General features: G+C 66.8%; 14 protein-coding genes. 3 read left to right on the forward strand and 11 right to left on the reverse strand.

Annotated elements, in window-relative coordinates; genetic code table 11:
- The 3 genes from GST15_RS06615 to GST15_RS06625 all read left to right on the forward strand — a co-directional run.
- On the forward strand, window positions 1–3,461 hold a 3,461-nt coding region (locus tag GST15_RS06615), incomplete at its 5' end, for a response regulator (RefSeq protein WP_159016493.1).
- Window positions 3,446–5,197, forward strand: a complete 1,752-nt coding sequence (locus GST15_RS06620) for a response regulator (protein ID WP_159016494.1) — start codon at window positions 3,446–3,448, stop codon at window positions 5,195–5,197. The genes GST15_RS06615 and GST15_RS06620, both read left to right, overlap by 16 nt.
- Window positions 5,194–5,850 (forward strand): sensor histidine kinase, encoded by a 657-nt coding sequence (locus tag GST15_RS06625; protein ID WP_159016495.1) that lies wholly within the window; start codon window positions 5,194–5,196, stop codon window positions 5,848–5,850. The genes GST15_RS06620 and GST15_RS06625 overlap by 4 nt, the downstream gene beginning before the upstream one ends.
- A gap of 19 nt (window positions 5,851–5,869) precedes the next feature.
- On the opposite strand, the gene GST15_RS06630 is transcribed toward GST15_RS06625, so the two are convergent.
- The 11 genes from GST15_RS06630 to GST15_RS06680 form a co-directional block, all read right to left on the reverse strand.
- Complete coding sequence (locus GST15_RS06630) at window positions 5,870–7,534, reverse strand: BatD family protein (protein WP_159016496.1); 1,665 nt, start codon at window positions 7,532–7,534, stop codon at window positions 5,870–5,872.
- On the reverse strand, window positions 7,534–9,318 hold the full coding sequence (locus tag GST15_RS06635) for a VWA domain-containing protein (RefSeq protein WP_159016497.1): 1,785 nt from the start codon (window positions 9,316–9,318) through the stop codon (window positions 7,534–7,536). The genes GST15_RS06630 and GST15_RS06635 overlap by 1 nt, the downstream gene beginning before the upstream one ends.
- Window positions 9,315–10,322 carry a vWA domain-containing protein gene (locus GST15_RS06640; protein ID WP_233263089.1) on the reverse strand — a complete coding sequence of 336 codons (1,008 nt, stop codon included), beginning with the start codon at window positions 10,320–10,322 and terminating at the stop codon, window positions 9,315–9,317. The genes GST15_RS06635 and GST15_RS06640 overlap by 4 nt, the downstream gene beginning before the upstream one ends.
- Window positions 10,319–10,774, reverse strand: coding sequence for a DUF4381 domain-containing protein (locus GST15_RS06645; RefSeq protein ID WP_159017072.1), 456 nt, complete (start codon window positions 10,772–10,774; stop codon window positions 10,319–10,321). Before GST15_RS06645 ends, GST15_RS06640 begins: the two co-directional genes overlap by 4 nt.
- The gene (locus GST15_RS06650) at window positions 10,774–11,664 is read right to left on the reverse strand and encodes a DUF58 domain-containing protein (protein ID WP_159016499.1); all 891 of its coding nucleotides are present in this window, start codon (window positions 11,662–11,664) and stop codon (window positions 10,774–10,776) included. The genes GST15_RS06645 and GST15_RS06650 overlap by 1 nt, the downstream gene beginning before the upstream one ends.
- 94 nt (window positions 11,665–11,758) lie before the next feature.
- A complete protein-coding gene (locus GST15_RS06655; RefSeq protein ID WP_159016500.1) occupies window positions 11,759–12,751 on the reverse strand; it encodes an AAA family ATPase in 993 nt (330 codons plus the stop codon).
- A 135-nt stretch (window positions 12,752–12,886) separates the two neighbouring features.
- Window positions 12,887–14,842: a type IV pilus secretin PilQ gene (locus tag GST15_RS06660; protein ID WP_159016501.1), complete on the reverse strand. Its 1,956-nt coding sequence runs from the start codon at window positions 14,840–14,842 to the stop codon at window positions 12,887–12,889.
- Window positions 14,843–14,856: 14 nt separating this feature from the next.
- A complete protein-coding gene (locus GST15_RS06665; protein WP_159017073.1) occupies window positions 14,857–15,363 on the reverse strand; it encodes a pilus assembly protein PilP in 507 nt (168 codons plus the stop codon).
- A 49-nt stretch (window positions 15,364–15,412) separates the two neighbouring features.
- Entirely contained in the window at window positions 15,413–16,063 is a 651-nt protein-coding gene (locus tag GST15_RS06670; protein WP_159017075.1) for a type IV pilus inner membrane component PilO, read from the reverse strand.
- An 8-nt stretch (window positions 16,064–16,071) separates the two neighbouring features.
- On the reverse strand, window positions 16,072–16,800 hold the full coding sequence (locus GST15_RS06675) for a PilN domain-containing protein (protein ID WP_159016502.1): 729 nt from the start codon (window positions 16,798–16,800) through the stop codon (window positions 16,072–16,074).
- Entirely contained in the window at window positions 16,800–17,858 is a 1,059-nt protein-coding gene (locus tag GST15_RS06680; RefSeq protein ID WP_159016503.1) for a pilus assembly protein PilM, read from the reverse strand. The genes GST15_RS06675 and GST15_RS06680 overlap by 1 nt, the downstream gene beginning before the upstream one ends.
- Window positions 17,859–17,879: the final 21 nt, after the last annotated feature.

Genomic DNA, 17,879 nt, shown 5'->3' on the forward strand with positions numbered 1-17,879 from the left:
CGATGGCGTCCAACCTCACGACCCAGGTGCGCAACATCGCCGAGGTCGCGACATCGGTGGCCAAGGGCGACCTGTCGCGCAAGATCGCAGTCGATGCGAAGGGCGAGATCCTGCAGCTGAAGAACACCCTCAACACGATGGTGGACCAGCTCAACGGATTCGCCGCGGAAGTCACGCGCGTGGCGCGCGAAGTCGGTACCGAAGGCAAGCTCGGCGGCCAGGCGCAGGTGCCCGGCGTCGCCGGCACGTGGAAGGACCTCACCGACAACGTCAACTCGATGGCGTCCAACCTCACGACGCAGGTGCGCGGCATCGCCAAGGTCGTGACCGCCGTGGCCAACGGCGACATGCAGAAGAAACTGACGGTGGACGCGAAGGGCGAAATCGCCGAGCTCGCCGACACCATCAACAGCATGACCGAGACGCTGGCCATCTTCGCCGACCAGGTGACGACGGTGGCGCGCGAGGTCGGCGTCGAAGGCCGGCTCGGTGGCCAGGCCAACGTCCCCGGCACCGCCGGAATCTGGGAAGACCTCACCGCCAACGTCAACCAGCTCGCCGCGAACCTCACCACGCAGGTGCGCGCGATCGCGGAAGTGGCGACGGCGGTGACGCAGGGCGACCTGACGCGATCGATCCAGGTCGACGTGCGCGGCGAAGTCGCCGACCTCAAGAACAACATCAACGCGATGATCGGCAACCTGCGCGCGACGACCGAAAGCTCGCGCGAACAGGACTGGCTGAAATCCAACCTGGCCAAGTTCAGCGACATGATGCAGGGGCATCGCGACCTGATCACGCTCGGCCACATGCTGCTGTCCGAGCTCGCGCCGCTGGTCGATGCGCAGCAGGGACTGATGTACGTGGTCGAAGCCGGCGGCGGCGATCTGTCCGACCTGCGCCTGCGGCAACTCGCCGGCTACGCCGATTCCGACCAGTCGCCCGTCGCGCGCACGCTGCGCTTCGGCGAAGGCCTGGTCGGCCAGTGCGCCGCGCAGGCCCGGGTCATCCTCATCGACGACGTTCCCTCGGGCACGGTGCAGATCGAATCGGGCCTGCTGCGCGCGGTGCCGCGCAGCGTGATCGTGCTGCCGGTGCTGTTCGAGGACCAGGTCAAGGCCGTGATCGAACTGGCCTCGCTGTCCGAATTCACCCCGACCGAGCGCACGTTCCTCGAACAGCTGTCGCGAAGCATCGGCATCGTGCTCAACACGATCGAGGCGACGATGCGCACCGAGCACCTGCTCGTGCAGTCGCAGCAGCTGGCCGGCGAACTGCAGTCGCAGCAGAAGGAACTGCAGCAGACCAACGAGGACATCGCGCTGAAGGCGGCGCTTCTCGCCGAACAGAAGGCCGAGGTCGAGCACAAGAACCAGCAGATCGAGCACGCCCGTCGCGCGCTCGAGGACAAGGCCGCGGAGCTGGCGCTGACCTCGCGCTACAAATCCGAATTCCTCGCGAACATGTCGCACGAGCTGCGCACGCCGCTGAACTCGATCCTGATCCTGGGCCAGCAGCTGGCCGAGAATCCGGACACCAACCTCAGCCCGCGCCAGGTCGAATTCGCCAAGACCATCCACGCGGCCGGCACCGACCTGCTGCACCTGATCAGCGACATCCTCGACCTGTCGAAGATCGAGTCGGGCACGGTCACCGTCGACAGCGAGGAGATCGCCTTCGCGCACCTGCGCGAGAACATCGAGCGGGGCTTCCGCCACGATGCCGAGCGGCGCAGGCTGGACTTCTCGGTCGACTTCGCGCCGGAGCTGGGCCGCGCGCTCAACACCGACCCCAAGCGACTGCAGCAGATCCTCAAGAACCTGCTGTCCAACGCGCTGAAGTTCACCGAACAGGGCAGCGTGCGGCTGTCGGCGCGCGTGGCCAAGGGCGGCTGGACGCTCAACCATCCCATCCTCGACGAGGCCCCGACGGTGGTCGCGTTCGAAGTCACCGACACCGGCATCGGCATTTCCGCGGAGAAGCAGAAGATCGTCTTCGAGGCGTTCCAGCAGGCCGACGCCGGCACCTCGCGCAAGTACGGCGGCACCGGCCTGGGGCTGGCCATCAGCCGCGAGATCGCCGGCCTGCTCGGCGGCGAACTGCGCCTGTCCAGCGAACCCGGAAAGGGCAGCACCTTCACCCTGTACCTGCCGCTGAACTACATGGGCGCCGACAGCAAGCGCGACGTCCATGCCAATGCTCCCATGACCCACATCACCGCCACCGATCCCAAGCCGCAGCCCGCGGAGGAAATCGCCGACGACCGCGACGACCTGCTGCCGGGCGAACCCTCGCTGCTCGTGGTGGAAGACGACCCGCGCTACGCGACGGTGCTTCGCGACCATGCGCGGTCACGCGGCTTCAAGGTGCTCGTCGCCAACCGTGGCAGCGAGGCATTGCGCCTGGTGCGCGAATACAAGCCCAGCGCGATCTCGCTGGATATCTTCCTGCCGGACATGCTCGGCTGGACCGTGCTGGCACGCCTGAAGCAGGACTCATCGACGCGGCACATCCCGGTCCAGATCGTGACGATCGAGGAGGAGCGGCACCACAGCATCGAGCGCGGCGCCTTCTCCTACCTGGCCAAGCCGGCGACCACGGAGACGATCTCCGCCGCATTGCAGCGCATCAAGGATTACACCTTGCCACGCGTCAAGCGCCTGCTCGTGGTCGAGGACGACGCCGTCGAGCGCATGAGCATCGAGGAGCTGATCCGGCACGACGACGTGGAGATCTCGACCGTTGGTTCCGGCGCCGATGCGATCGCCGCGCTGGCCGACGCCACCCAGTACGACTGCCTGGTGCTGGACCTGCGTCTTCCGGACATGAGCGGCTTCGAACTGCTCGATCGCATCCAGGACAATCCGGCGCTGCGCGACCTGCCGATCGTGGTGTTCACCGGCAAGGACCTGAGTGCCTCGGAGAGCGACCGCCTGAAGAAGGTCGCCAAGTCGGTCGTCATCAAGGGCGTCGAATCGCCCGAGCGGCTGCTCGACGAAACCGCCTTGTTCCTGCACCGGGTCATCGCCGAACTGCCGCCGGCCAAGCGCCGCATGGTCCAGCGCCTGCACGAGTCCGACGAGGCCCTGCGCGACAAGCGCGTGCTGGTGGTCGACGATGACGTGCGCAACATCTTTGCGCTGTCGAGCGTGCTCGAGCGCCACGGCATGAGCGTCATCACCGCGGGCACCGGCCAGGAAGCGATCGAGAAGGTGGCCGAGGATGCCGACATCGACCTGGTGCTGATGGACATCATGATGCCGGGGATGGATGGATACGACACGATGCGCGCGATCCGCAACGATCCGGATTCGCGCGCCCTGCCGATCGTTGCGCTGACAGCCAAGGCAATGAAGGGCGATCGCGAGAAGTGCCTGGAAGCGGGCGCATCGGACTATCTCGCCAAACCGGTCGTGACCGACCAGCTGCTCGGGGTCCTGCGGCAATGGCTGCATCGTTGAATCCCATGGTGCTGGAATCGCCGCAGGTGATTCCCGAGCAACCCGTCAACATCCTGCTGGTCGACGACCAGCCCGGGAGGTTGATGACGTATCGCGCCATCCTGGAGCCACTGGGCGAACGCCTGGTGGAAGCCACTTCGGGCATGGAAGCGCTCAAGCGGCTCATGGACGACGAGTACGCGGTGATCCTGCTGGACGTCAACATGCCCGGCATGGACGGCTTCGAGACGGCCAGCCTGATCCACCAGCATCCGCGCTTCGAGAAGACGCCGATCATCTTCGTCACCGCGGTCAACGTCACCGACATGGATCGCCTGCGCGGCTACAAGCTCGGCGCCGTCGACTACGTGATGGTGCCGGTGATCCCGGAGATCCTGCGCACCAAGGTCGTGGTGCTGGCCGAATTGTTCCGCAAGCGGCGGGAGCTGCAGCAGGCCAACATCGCCTTGCAGGCGGAAAAGTCCCGCGAGCTCGACAAGCTCAATGCATCCCTGCAGCAGGCCAACCAGGAACTGGAAACCCGCAACCGCGAATTGCACGATGAAGTCGCCGAGCGCATCCGCGCCGAGCAGCGCCTGCTCGAGGCCGACCAGCGCAAGGACGAATTCCTGGCGACGCTCGCGCACGAATTGCGTAACCCGCTGGCTCCCCTGCTCAACGCGCTCAACCTGCGGCGGCTGGCCAAGCCCGACCTGCAGGATCCGCTGCAGGAGCTGATGGAACGGCAGCTGGCGCTGCTGGTGCGCCTGATCGACGACCTGCTGGACATCGCGCGCATCACCCGCGGCAAGCTGGAATTGCGCAGGGGCACGACCACCCTGCAACAGGTGCTGGAATCGGCGGTGGAAACCGCGATGCCGCTGGTGCAGCAGGGCGGACACCAACTGCAGGTGCGGATGCCGCAAACGCCGGTGCACCTGCATGCCGACAGCATGCGTCTGTCGCAGGTGTTCGCCAACCTGCTCAACAACGCCGCCAAGTATTCCGACGCCGGCGGCAGGATCGACCTGCGCGCCGATGCCGATGCCGACGGGATCCGCGTCAGCGTACGGGATGCCGGCATCGGCTTGAGCGACGAACAGGCACTGAAGATCTTCGAGCTGTTCACCCAGGCCGACACCGCGATCGAGCGCGCCCGTGGCGGACTGGGCATCGGCCTCACGCTGGTGCGCCGGCTCACCGAAATGCACGGGGGACAGGTCAGCGTCCGCAGCGAAGGACTGGGCATGGGAAGCGAGTTCGTCGTGCAGCTGCCCAGCGATGTGTCGGCACGCGCCGACAGTGCCGCGGACACGCCACCGCCGCCAGCGCCGGCGCAGTGGTCGCGGATGCCGGTACGTCCCGATGGGCGCAGGTACCGTGCGCTGGTGGTCGACGACAACCACGACGCAGCCGACACCCTGGCGATGATGCTCGAGTTGCTTGGCCTGGACGTGCAGTGCCTGTACGACCCGCTGGAGTTCGAGGCGAGCTTCGACGCCTTCCAGCCCGACGTGCTGTTCCTAGATGTCGGCATGCCCGGACGCAGTGGCTACGATGTCGCGCGCGCCCTGCGCTCGCAGTCGATCGGCCACGACGTACTCCTCGTCGCCGTCACCGGCTGGGGGCAGCCCGAAGACCGCCGCCGCAGCAGCGAGGCGGGCTTCGATCACCACCTGGTCAAGCCGCCGGAGCTGGCGGCCATCCTGTCGATCTGCGCATTGCTCCCGGGTGCAGCCGCGGACTCCGTGGCTTGAACGACTCCTCCATCCGCTGGCTCGATCGCCTTGCGCACGACCTGCGCGGGCCGTTGACGCCGCTGCAGACCGCGGCGTTCCTGCTGCGCAGCGGCCAGGTGCAAGGCGACCGCCAACAGGAATTATTCGGTGTGATCGAGCGCCAGACGCAGCAGCTCACGCGCATGATCGACGAGCTCGCGGACTGGACGCGCATGGAGCACAACCGCCTGCTCGGCACGCTGGAACCCTGCGAACCGGCGCTGCTGGTCGACTACGCCCGCGGAGGCAGCGCCGTGGCCAACGCAGCCATCGTCGATGACGAGTCCGGGACTGCGATGGTCGAATGCGATCCCGTGCGCATGACCCAGTTGCTGCGGACGCTGATCGAATATGCCAGCGCGCGCGGCAAGTCCGCAGCGACCGTGGCGTTGCGCTGCGAGGGCGATCGCGTGCGGATCGATGTCCGCGACGCCGGTTCGTCGCCCAGTCCCGAGCAGCTGGCCCTGCTGCTCGAGCAACCACAGGCCGAGCCCTACGACGAGGGATTGGGCCTGCGCCTGCTGGTCGCCCGTGGAATCGCCGAAGCGCATGGCGGCACCCTGTCGGCGTTGTCCGAGAACGAACACCTGCTGTTGCGCTGCGAACTTCCGCGGCTGGCACAGGCGACCTAGCGCGCGAACGCGCCTGCCGTCATCCCGTCGGATACAGCGGCGGCAGCGGCTCCTTCGTTACGGGCTTGGCCGCGCCACGCCAGCGCGGTCCGCGCTTGAAGGCATCGCGCAGGGCGGCCCGTGCCGCGACGCCATCACCATCGCCCCAGCGCGCACGCTGCAGCGCATCGACCGCGGCAATCTGCGCAGGTGCATCCAGTTCGGCGCGCACTGCGTCCAGGTCCACCGCGGGTGGTGTGTGCAAGGCGCACAGCACATCGCTGACACGGCCGAGATCCTCGTGGTCGAGCGCCCGCTTCAAGTCGGCCAGCGATGCGCTTGACTGCCCGGTCTGCGTGGCGGGTTGATGTTTCGCGGCGCCAACCGGTGCCTGGCGACGATGCAATCCCCATGCCAGGGTCAGCAACCAGCCAGTCGCGAACAGGACTGTGGCCAGCGCCCATGGCTGCACGGCGCCCTGCACGCCAGGAAGACGGATGCCGGCGTTCGGCGCGGCGTTGCGGCTGGCGCCTGCGTCGACCGCCGGCGGCGAGGCAACGCCGGAGCCATTGGCTCCCGGCGCCACCGACACGGTGATGTCCGGCAGCGATGCGGTACGCCGCAGGCCGGCACGCACGTCCCACCATGCGACGCCCGGTCCGCGGATGTGCAGCGTCCCGACGCTCGAAGGCACAACCGAAAAGCGGCGCACCATGCGCACCTTCGGACGGCCTTCGGAAAACGTCTCGTCGCTCTGCGCAGGCTCGGCGAAGACCTGCGCACCGTTGTCCGCCGACATCTGCAGCGGCGGCAGCTGCGCGCTGGTGGCGCCGTCGACAGTGGCTTCAACGGTGACCGTGACTGCCTCGCCGGCGCGTGCGTGTTGCGGCGCCTCCAGGTAGCGCAATGTCAATGCACGCAGCGGCAACCAGGGCTGCGGGGCATCCGCGGGCGCCTGCAGCACGCGCAGGAAACGCGGGGCGCTGTCGGCGCGCAGGGGTCGGCCGCCATTGCCGATCAGGTCGTCGAAGAATCCTTCGGCGCCCGTCCCGCGGAAATGCGCGGCGGGGATGGTCAGCGTGCCGCTGCGTTCGGGGATCAGCAGGAAATGGCGCTCCAGAACGTTGTAGGTCTGGTTGCCGACCTGACGCGTGTATTGCGCGTCCTCGCCGATGCGCTGCAGCGTGGCGCCGTCGGGCTCCGCTTGATCGAGCTGTCCGGAAATCGGGCCGGCGTAGAACAGGCGCACGGTGAATCCGACCGCCTGCTGCACGTAGGGCTCCTGCGCATCGGCCTCGCTTTCGATGAACACCGGATCGCCCGCGCGCGCCGGTGTCGCCGTCGATGCGGTGACGGTCAGCGTCAAGGGCTGGATGCGTTCGTTGCCGACCGGCACATGCGCGATCGCGATCAGGCCTTCGCGACGTGGCTGCAGCGCAACGGCAAACACGACACGCGAACGCACCACGCCGTTGACCATCTCGAACTGGCGGCTGCTGGTGTTTCCGCTGACCTGGAAGTCGCCCATCAACGCCGAATAGTCAGGCGACGACGCCATCGCCTGGTCGGTCTCGATGTTCAGCGTCGTGGTTTCGCCCAGCGCGATGCGATCGCGATCGAGCCACGCGCGCGTCTCCGCCGACGCCACGGCAAGCTGCATCGACAATGCCAGCAACAGCAGCGTGCGGGCGACCATGCGTGACATCACCTGCCTTCCTCCTGTCGGCGCTCGTATTCGAGCCTGAATTTCGCCCGCAACAATCCACCCGGATCATCGGGAACCCGTTGCAGCCAGGCGTCGTTGGCCAGTCGCCGTTCGCGCTCTGCGCGGGTTTCCACGCGCCGTGGCTGCTGCCCATCGCGCTTGCCATCCGCGCCTGTTTTCGCCTTCGCCAATGCCTGCTGCATGCGCGCGCGCTGGGCCGCGTCGGCCTGGCGTTGGGACGCGGCATCGGCCGCAGTTGCAGCGCCTGGTGGCTGCGCCTGCTGGCCGTTCTGCTGCTGTCCTGCCGGTTGCGGCGCCTGCTGCGAGCCTTGCTGCTGGCCGCCCTGCTGCTGTTGCTGCCCGCCCTGTTGCTGCCCGCCCTGCTGCTGGCCGTTTTGTTGTTGCCCGCCCTGCTGTTGGCCGCCCTGCCGTGATTTGCCCTGTCCCGATGACTGACCCGGCTTGTGTCCGGAAGGCGGCTTGCGCTTGCGCGCTGCGTCGACGGCGCGCCGGTTCGCGATTGCATCGGCCATGTCCGGCTGCAGGCGCAAGGCCTCGTCGTACGCGGCGACGGCCTGGTCGTAGTCGCCTTGCCGCGCCAGTGCATTGCCGCGGTTGTAGGCGGCGTCCCCATTACTGATGCCGCGCCATAGCGCCTGCGCGGTGGCGTAGTCACCCTTGCGATAGGCCTGCGCACCCTGCTCGATGCGCGCATGCGCCTGCTGGTCCGGGCGCAGCCACCAATCGCGCGCACTCGCCTGCGCCGGCTGCCACGGCAATGCCATGCACAGCAGCAGCACGGCCGCCAGCCCGCGGCCACGGCGGAATGCCAGCAGCGCAAGCAGCATCAGCGGTGGCAGCAACCAATAGCCCTGGTCCAGCCAGACCAGGGTCTTCCCGCCCTGCGCCGCCATGGCGCCGGCACGCGAGGGATCGAGGATGCCAAGCGCGGCCAGGTCGTCATTTCCCGGCGTCATCGCCGCATAGGCGCCACCGCCGGCCGACGCCAGTCGATGCAGCGACGTCGCATCGAGCTCGGCATGGTCGATGCGACCATCGGCGTCGCGATAGGCGGCGCCAGCCGACGTCCCCATTCCAAGCACCGACACGCGGTAGCCATCGCGGGAGGCTGCCGCGGCTGCGTCGCGGGCGGCGCCGTCGGCATGGTCGGTCAGCAATACGATGTCGCCATGCGCGAAGCCCGCCTGCCGCAGCAATGTCCCCGACCAGGCGATCGCGCGGTCCGCACGGCTGCCGTCGACCGGCATGACATCGGGCGAGAGCGCATCCAGGAAGAGCGCGACATTGGCCGTGTCGTCCGTCAATGGCGCAACGGTGAATGCATCGTCGGCGAAGGCAACCAGCCCGACCTGCCCGCCGGCACGTGACTGCAGCAGGGTTGCGATCCTGGCGCGCGCCTGCAGCAGGCGCGACGGCGGAAGATCATTCGCCAGGCTTGCCGTCGACAGGTCCAGCGCGATCACCAGCGGAGCCCGGTTCTGCCACTGGGGCTGCGGGGCACGCCGCCAGGATGGCCCGGCCAGCGCGCAGATCGCCAGCGCAGCCGCCAGCACGCCAAGCCAGAGCCCACCCATCGCACGTGCCTGCACGTTGCCGTCCAGCAGGTGGCTGAGCAGGTGCGGATCGACGATGTCGCGCCAGGCGTTGCGCTGTCGCCATCGCATGCGCCACCACAGCACCAGCACGGGCAACGCAGCCAGCGCCCACAGCCACTGCGGGCGCAGCCAGTGCAAGGATGTCGCGCTGGACAGCAACGCACTCACGACCGCACCCGCCGTGGCCACGCGACGGCAAGCAAGCCGCACAGCAGCGCAGCTGCCAGCGGCCATGCATACCGTTCGATTCGTGGCCGGACGCTTTGCCCCGGGCGCTTCACCGGCTCCAGGCGGTCGATCTCGGAATAGATCCCCGCAAGCTCCTCGGTATCGCGCGCACGGAACGACTTGCCGCCGGTGATGGCCGCGATGCGCTGCAACGTCGCCATGTCGGTGTCGTCGCCGCCGGGAACGTGCAGCGGAATGCCGAACACCGACAACGAATCGCCTTCGCCACCGAATCCGATGGTATGGATGCGGACGCCTTCGTCATGCGCCAGCTGCGCTGCCTTGATCGGATCGAGCATGCCGGCGTTGCTGACGCCATCGGTCAGCAGGATCAACACGCGCTGCGAAGCCGGTTGCGATTTCAGGCGCTTGACCGCCAGGCCGATGGCATCTCCGATGGCGGTTGCCTGGCCGGCGAGCCCGGCGACGCTGTCGCCCAGTTGATCGCGCACCGATGCGAGATCCATCGTCATCGGTGTCAACGTGTAGGCGCGATCGCCGAACACCAGCAGTCCGACGCGATCGCCGGCGCGACGGTCCAGGAAGTCGGCCAGCACCGCCTTGGCGGCGGTGAGTCGATCGACCGGCTGGCCGCCCAGCACCATGTCGTCCTCGCTCATGCTTCCCGACAGATCGACGGCGAGCATCAGGTCGCGCCCGGCCTGTGGTGGCTGCACGATGTCGCCCAATTGCTGCGGACGCGCCGCCGCAACGCACAGCAATGCCCATGCCAGCCATGCCAGTACGCCGATGCCGCCTCCGCGCGCGACACCACCCGCGGCTGCGATCGGCTCAAGCCGCTCGCCATAGGGAACCCGCAATGCGGGCGACGCATCACGCACAGCTGGCAACAGGCGATGGGCGAGCCAAGGCAACGGCAGGGCCAGCAGCAGCCATGGCCATGCGAATCCATCCAGCGAAAGGGCCGACAACAGCGCGTTCACCGCATCGCCATCCATTCGAGGAACCGCATCCGTGAAACCGCCTGCAAGGCCTCGACCTCATGCAACGAGACGTCGCGCCGGTAACCACCGTCGCGCAGGATCGCTCCCGCGCCAGCGGCAAAGACCGGAACCTTCAGCCCGGCATCAAGGAATCGCAGCCAGTCGTCGCCCAGCAGCTTGTCGGCGCCAGGATCGCGAAGATGCGCGGCGCGGCGCAGCAGCTCGGACATGGCGGCGACCTTTTCGGCAGGCGTGTCCACGCGCGCCAGTGCGGCGTCGAACAGCGACGCCAGCGCACGCATGCGCTGGCGGCTGCGCCATCCGCGCCACAGCACGACACCAGCCACCAGCACGATTGCGGCCACCAGCAGCCACCACCCCGGCGCCGGTGGCCACCACGATGGCGGCGGCGGTTGATGGATGTCGCGCAGCACGAGTCCGCCGGCCTGCATCATGCGGCGCGGACCCTGGCCAGCAGTGGCAGCCATGCATCGCTGGCCGCATCGGTGGACAACTGCTGCACGCGTACGCCGCGAACGGGCAATTGCGCCAATGCCGATTCAACCGGGACGACGAATTCCTGCCGCCAGCGCTGTCGCTGTCCGGCCGTCGACAGGTCCAGGTCCAGTCGGTGCTGCTGCACCCGGAACGGCAATGCGGCCAATGGCGGATCGTGCTCAAGCGGATCGGTGAGCAGCAGGACGATCACTTCGTTGTGCATCGACAGCGCCGGCCATCGCTGCGTCGGCACCGCGGCGACGCTCGCTGCATCGGCCAGCACGATCAGCCTGGAACCCGGTCGCAACAGTCGGCGTGCGTGGTCCAGCGCGACGGTCAACCCGGCATCGTCGGCAGGCGGGCGCGAATACCAGCGGACCAGCGCGTCGAGCACGCGCAAGGCCCCACGCGGCCCCGCAGCGGGAGGAACCGGCGCCTCGCTGTTGCTGCCGCGCAGCGCGGCGACGCGATCGCCATCGCGGATTGCAGCCCACGCGGCGATGGCGCCGGCGCGCGCGGCCTGCACCGACTTGAAGCGTACGCGCGTGCCGAAGTACAGCGCCGGCGCGGTATCGGCAACGATGAGGGTCAGGCGTTCGCGCTCGGCCTGGAAGAGCTTGGTATGCGGTTTTCCGCTGCGTGCCGTCAGCCGCCAGTCGATGTGGCGTGCATCGTCGCCAATGGAATATTCCCGCGACTCCGCGTACTCCATCCCTCGCCCGCGGTGGGGCGACAGCGCGTGGCCGCTGACGCCATGGCGTCCCCGCAGCGGTGTGCGCCGGGCTTGCGCCGAAGCGCGCAACGCGATCAATTCCGCCAGGGTCGGGACGACGCCGTCGGTCATGCGATGCCTCCCGCGCGCATGTCACATGCCATGGCGCTGCGCGCAGCCGCTGGGCCGCACTTGGCAACGAATTCTCCGCACGCACGCGTTGCCATCACGGCAGCGGCACTTTGCCCAACAATTCAGCGACCAGCCGCTCACCGTCCCAGCCTTCGGCAGTGGCTTCATAACTGGGAAGGACGCGATGGCGCAGCACGTCGGGGGCGATCGCGCGGATGTCCTCCGGCGTGACGAAGTCGCGACCCTGCAGCCAGGCGCGCGCGCGCGCGCAGCGCTCCAGCGCGATTGATCCGCGAGGACTCGCGCCCCAGGCAATGCGACGTGCGAGTGCGGGGTCGTAGCGTGCGGGGTCGCGCGTGGCCAGCACCAGTTCGATCAGGTATCGCTCCAGTTGCGGCGCCATGTGCAGGTCGAGCACGGCGGCACGCGCGGTGAAAACGTCCGCCAGGGGCATCCGCGATGGCGGCACGGCCGTCGACTGCATGTCCGCGCGCGCGCGGTTGCGCGCAAGGCGCAGTATCTCCGCCTCGGCCGCGGCTTCCGGATAGCCGATGCGGATGTACATCAGGAAGCGATCCAGCTGCGCCTCCGGCAGCGGGAAGGTGCCTTCCTGTTCGATCGGGTTCTGCGTCGCCATCACCAGGAACAGCGGTGGCAGCGGATAGGTATGTCGGCCGACGGTGACCTGGCGCTCCCCCATCGCCTCGAGCAGCGCCGATTGCACCTTGGCTGGCGCGCGGTTGATCTCGTCGGCGAGCAGCACCGGATGGAAGATCGGACCGGGCAGGAACTCGAAACGCCCGTCCTGCGGGCGCCACACTTCGGTGCCGGTGAGATCCGCAGGCAGCAGGTCGGGTGTGAACTGGACCCGGGCGAACGGTGCTTCCAGGCGGGCCGCAAGCGCCCGGATCGCCGTCGTCTTGGCCAGGCCTGGCGCACCTTCGACCAGCAGATGGCCATCAGCGAGGAGGGCGATCAGCAGGCGCTCGACCAAGCCGGACTGGCCGACGATCTCGGCCGACAGGCTGTCACTGAGCGCCCGGAACGCATCATGTACGCGGGGCGCGTCACTGGTGAGGCTATCCATGGACCTTCTTGCTCCGGCTAGTAGCGTCTGGGGGCAGTTTGACCCATGACGTCCGGGTTGGTTCACCCTTGCCGGCTTCACGCGAAAACGAAGAAGGGGCCCGAAGGCCCCTTCCTCACGCGGTGACGGTGGCGTTTAGCGCTGGGCGACGCGCAGTACCTTGGGGGTCACGAACACCAGCAGTTCGGCCTTGCTCTTGGAACGCGAGTTCCTCTTGAACAGATTGCCGATGATCGGCAGGTCACCCAGGAACGGCACCTTGGAAATGTCCTGCTGGCTCTTGAACTCGTACACGCCACCGATCACGACGGTCTGGCCATCTTCCATCAGCACCGCCGTATTGACCTCGCGCTTGGCGATCGTCGGAACCTGGCCGGCGCCGGTGTCGATGTAGCCGGAGATCTCGTCCTTGGTGACATTCATGTTGAGGAACACGCGTCCATCGGCAGTGATGGTCGGGGTGACCTTCAATTCGAGCAGGGCTTCCTTGAATTGGACCTGCGGCACCGAGCCGCTGATGCCACCAGTCGTGGTCAGGTAACCGACTTCCTGACCCTGGCGGATGACGGCTTCCTTCTGGTTGCTGGTGACGATGCGCGGGTTGGAAATCACTTCACCCCGCCCGTCCTGCTGCAGCGCCGACAGTTCCATGTCCAGCGCGTAGCCGGCATTGAGGATCGACAGCGCCAGTGAGCCGGCACCGGCGAGCGTGGACGGCAGGTTGACGTTCAGGCCACGCGTCAGCTGCGGCATGACGCGGGGACTGGGCGGAGGCGTCGTGCTGTTCGCGTTGGCGGCGCTGGCGTAGGAGTTCTGGGTCGCGATGTTGTTGGCGACAGTGCTGTTGAAGAATGCATTGTTGTTGCTGCCGCTGATGCCGAACTTCGCGCCGAGTTCGCGTGCGAAGGACTCGTTCGCGATGACGATGCGCGCTTCGATCACGACCTGATCGACCGGCTTGTCCAACATCCTCACCAGGTCCTTGATGGCGGTCACGCGCTGGGGAATATCAATCACCAGCAAGGTATTGGTGCGGCGATCGAAGCTGATGCTGCCCCGCGAGGAGAGGAAGCCGCGGCTCTGCTGGGCGCCTCCGCCAGCCCCGCCGCCAGTGCTGCCCTTGGCTTCGTCCGTCAGCAGCTTGGCGATGTCCTCGGCGTTGCCGTAACTGATCGGGACGTACTCGGTGACCATCTCGGCGCGATTCTCGATCGCGATCCGGGCGTCTTCCCTGTCCTGCTCGTATTTTGCGATTTCGGCCTGCGGGGCGATCCAGACGACAGTGCCGCTGCGACGCTTGTCCAGGCCCTTGGCCTGCAACACGATGTCCAAGGCCTGGTCCCACGGCACGTTGATCAGGCGCAGCGTGACGTTGCCCTGCACGGTGTCCGACGCAACGATGTTGAGGTTGGACTCTTCGGCAATCAGCTGCAGGACCGTGCGAACCGGTACGTCCTGGAAGTTGAAGGTGACGGGCTTGCCGCTGTAGGCACGGGTGGTGCTGGTCGAGCTGGTCGCACCCACACTGCCGGTGGCACCCATCGCGCTGGGGCCGGTGCTGGCCACTGCTGCGCGTGGCAGGATTTCCACGACGTAGTCGCGACCGGACTGGTAGGCCCTCGACTCGAACGGACCGCTCGTGCTGAGCACCAGCTGGGTACCGGTGCCGCTTGCATTGGCATCGATACGCTGCACCGGGGTGGCGAAATCGACAACGTCGATCGGCTTTTGCAGCGCGGCCGGCAGTTGTGCGTTGCCGACATCCACCAGCACCGTGGAACCCTGGTTGTGCAAGTCCGGAGTCGCGCCTTCGCCGCTGAAATGCACGGTCAACCGTCCAGCGCCGCCGTCTCCGCGCTTGAAATCGATGTTGGAAACACTGATGACCCCGGGCCGTTGCTTGGCGGGGTCGAGGCTGTATGCAGGGGCCGCCGCGGCGGAGACATGGCCAGCCGGGCCATAGGTCGGCGCCTGCGCGGAGGCAACGCCGCACACGGCGGCCATCAGGCCGGCTGCCAACCCGAAACAGGTGGCAGCTCGTGGGATCGGGCGCCGGGAAGGCCGCGAGCTTTTGGCTTTGAATACGGTCATCGTCCTAATCCCCATCATTGTTCTGCAAGAGCAACGGTTGCCGGGCGTTCCAGCCAGCCGCCTGCGCCATCGGGCACCAGTTCGACAAGTTCGATCCGGTCCTCAAAAACCGCAGTGACGCGGCCATCGTTTTGTCCCACGTAGAGCCCGGGCCGCACGCGATAGGTCACCTTGTCGGGTGCCATCACCAGTGCGACCAGTCCCGGGCCTTTGCCGATCGTGCCGACCATGTTCAGGCTGTCGAGCGGGAACTGCTCCAGCGTCTGCTTGGGGCGATTGGGATCGGGGCGCGGACCACTGCCACCACTCTGGTCGCTGAAGGCATTGCTGAAGGGGTCGCGCAGATTCTGCGCGGCATATTCAAACGTCTCGAACTGCTGCATGACCGGCAAGGGATCAAGCGGCGGTGCCGGCCTGTTCTTGACCTCGGCAACCCATTTCTCGAGGTTGGGGGCATCTCCCGGCGTGCTGGTCACGCCGCGGCTGCACGCGGCCGATAACGCCACCAGCATCAGCAGCATGAGGACATGCCATGCGGGGCGAATGGCCATGGATGTTCGCTTGGTCATGTCACTGCCCTGCCTTGTCGGACCCTGTCGATGCTTTTTCCTGCGCCGCCGCTTCTTCCGCATCCAGGTACCGGTAGGTCTTGACGGTGCCGGCCAGCTCCAGCGGCGTGTTGGTGCGGATCCCGCCCTTGTCCGGATTCTTTGGCTTCAGCGAGATGTCATGCATCGTCAGGATGACCACGCGCGGCAAGGAAGCGACGCCGCTGACGAAGGCACCAAACTGGTGGTACGTGCCGACCATCCGCAGGGAGATCGGCTTCTCGGCGTAGAACTCCTTTGGAGTCTCCGGGCCGGGCTGGAACAGCTCGTTGGAGATGCCGGTGGCCAGCGCCGTCTGCGAGACATCCACGATCAGGTCGGGCATTTCGGTCTTGCTTGGCAGCTGACGCAGCATCTGCTGCAGCTGTTGCTCCATCTGGGCGAGCTGCAGTTTCAGCGGCTCCAGGTTGGCGGCACGACCCTGCTTGGTTTCGAATTCAGCCCTGAGGTCGGTCTCCTGGCTTTCCAGTCCGTGCAGTTCGTCCGCCTTGCCGCGCACGAACAGCCACCAAAGCAGGCCGAAGATCAGCAGCCCGACGATGACGCCGAAACCGAGTTTGTATTCCCGCGGCCAGCTGCCGGTGTTGTTGAAATTGAGGTCCTTCAGCGCCATTTTCTTTTTCACGACGCAGATCCTCCGCTGGCGGGCGCCGCCGGCGCCGGAGTGGCCGGCGTTGTGGCCGGGGCTGCCGATTGCGCGGGTGCCGGCGTCGTGGCAGGAACAGTCGCGCCGGCCGCGGGCGCCGGAGCGGCGGGAGTCACGCCCGGGGCGTCAGGCACGCCGTCGCCATTGGAGTCCTTGGGCGCATTCGGATTGACCAGCATCACGCTCAACGTGAAGGCATACGGCAAGGCCGGATCGCCAGCCGTGGCTTCGATGATCGACAGGTCTGGCTTGTTCATCCAGCCGGAGCCTTCGAGGTTGCGCATGTACGTGCTGACCCGGGCATTGGACTGCGAACGGCCCTCAAGCGTCAGCTTGTCGCCCTCCTGCTTGATCGATGTCAGGATCACGCCGTCGGGAATGGTGCGAACCAGCGAATCGAACAGGTGCACCATCTGCGAGCGGTTGGCCTGCAGTTGTTCGATGACCTGCTTGCGCGCAAGCAGCTTGGCCTTCTTCTTGTCGAGCTCGTCGATCTCCTTGATCTGCGAGTCGACCTGGCTGATCTGGGTGTGCAGGTAATCGTTGCGCGCGTTCTCGCCGCTGATCTGGTTGTTGTAGTACATGTTGAGCAGGAACCACAGCACGACGCCGGCAATGGCCGACAGGCCGAGCATGGTGAGGAATTCCTTCTTGCGCAGCTTGCGCCGTTCGACGCGCCACGGCAGCAGATTGATCCGTGCCATCAGTCGAAACTCCTCAGTGCCAGTCCGCAGGCAATCATCAGCGCAGGAGCGTCCTGTGCCAGCGCATGTGCCTGGACGCGCGGACCCAGTGTCATTTGCGCAAGCGGGTTCGCCACTACCGTGGGGACGCCCAGTTGCTCCTCGACCATCGCTGCGACGCCTGGAATCGACGCGCATCCGCCGGCAAGCACGACCTGGTCGACGCGGTTGAATTCGCTGCCGGCGTAGAAGAACTGCAGCAGCCGGCTGATCTGCTGGACCAGGGCTTCCTTGAACGGTTCCAGCACCTCGATCTCGTAGCTTTCGGGAAGTCCGCCCTGGCGCTTGGCAAGGCCGGCTTCCTCGTAGCTCAAGCCGTACCGGCGCATGACTTCATCGGTCAGCTGCTTGCCGCCGAACACCTGTTCCCGGCTATACAGGCCGCGTCCGTTGCGCAGGATGTTCAGTGTCGTCATCGTGGCGCCGACGTCGACCATGGCGACCACGCCGTCGCGCGGCACGTTCAGCGAATCGGCGAGAAGGGCAAATGCGTTTTCGATCGCAAAGGCCTCGACGTCCATCACCCGCGCGGTCAATCCGCCGAGCTCGAGCGCCGAGGTGCGTGTTTCCACGTTCTCGGATCGCGAGGCCGCCAGCAGGACCTGCACCATTTCGGAATTGCCGGGCATGGCCCCGAGGACCTCGAAGTCCAGGTTGACCTCTTCGATCGGATAAGGGATGTAGTTGACCGCCTCCAGCTCGATCTGCGACTCCATCTCCTCCTCGTCGAGATCCGCCGGCATCGGGATGAGCTTGGTGATGACGGCCGATCCGGCCACGGCAGCCGCGGCATGGCGCGCCTTGCTGCCTGATCGGGCCATCGCACGCCGGATGGCTTCCCCGACCGCCTCGACCTCGACGATGTTCTTCTCGACCACTGCGTTGGGCGGAAGCGGCTCGACGGCGTAGTGCTCCACCCGGTAACGGTTGCCCGTTCGCGACAACTGGAGGAGCTTGACAGCAGTCGAACTGATGTCGACGCCCACCAAGGGCGGCTGGCTTTTTGTGATCAGTCCCACGTTTTCTCCCCTTATGTCACG

The organism is Cognatiluteimonas profundi (genome assembly GCF_009792795.1).
GTDB classification, from domain to species: domain Bacteria; phylum Pseudomonadota; class Gammaproteobacteria; order Xanthomonadales; family Xanthomonadaceae; genus Cognatiluteimonas; species Cognatiluteimonas profundi.

Coding starts and splice junctions, on each gene's coding strand:
- GST15_RS06620 (WP_159016494.1), top strand. CDS start 3,446: ATGGCTGCATCGTTGAATCCCATGGTGCTGGAATCGCCGCAGGTGATT.
- GST15_RS06630 (WP_159016496.1), bottom strand. CDS start 7,534: ATGTCACGCATGGTCGCCCGCACGCTGCTGTTGCTGGCATTGTCGATG.
- GST15_RS06645 (WP_159017072.1), bottom strand. CDS start 10,774: ATGCAGGCCGGCGGACTCGTGCTGCGCGACATCCATCAACCGCCGCCG.
- GST15_RS06650 (WP_159016499.1), bottom strand. CDS start 11,664: ATGACCGACGGCGTCGTCCCGACCCTGGCGGAATTGATCGCGTTGCGC.
- GST15_RS06655 (WP_159016500.1), bottom strand. CDS start 12,751: ATGGATAGCCTCACCAGTGACGCGCCCCGCGTACATGATGCGTTCCGG.
- GST15_RS06660 (WP_159016501.1), bottom strand. CDS start 14,842: ATGACCGTATTCAAAGCCAAAAGCTCGCGGCCTTCCCGGCGCCCGATC.
- GST15_RS06665 (WP_159017073.1), bottom strand. CDS start 15,363: ATGCTGCTGATGCTGGTGGCGTTATCGGCCGCGTGCAGCCGCGGCGTG.
- GST15_RS06670 (WP_159017075.1), bottom strand. CDS start 16,063: ATGGCGCTGAAGGACCTCAATTTCAACAACACCGGCAGCTGGCCGCGG.
- GST15_RS06675 (WP_159016502.1), bottom strand. CDS start 16,800: ATGGCACGGATCAATCTGCTGCCGTGGCGCGTCGAACGGCGCAAGCTG.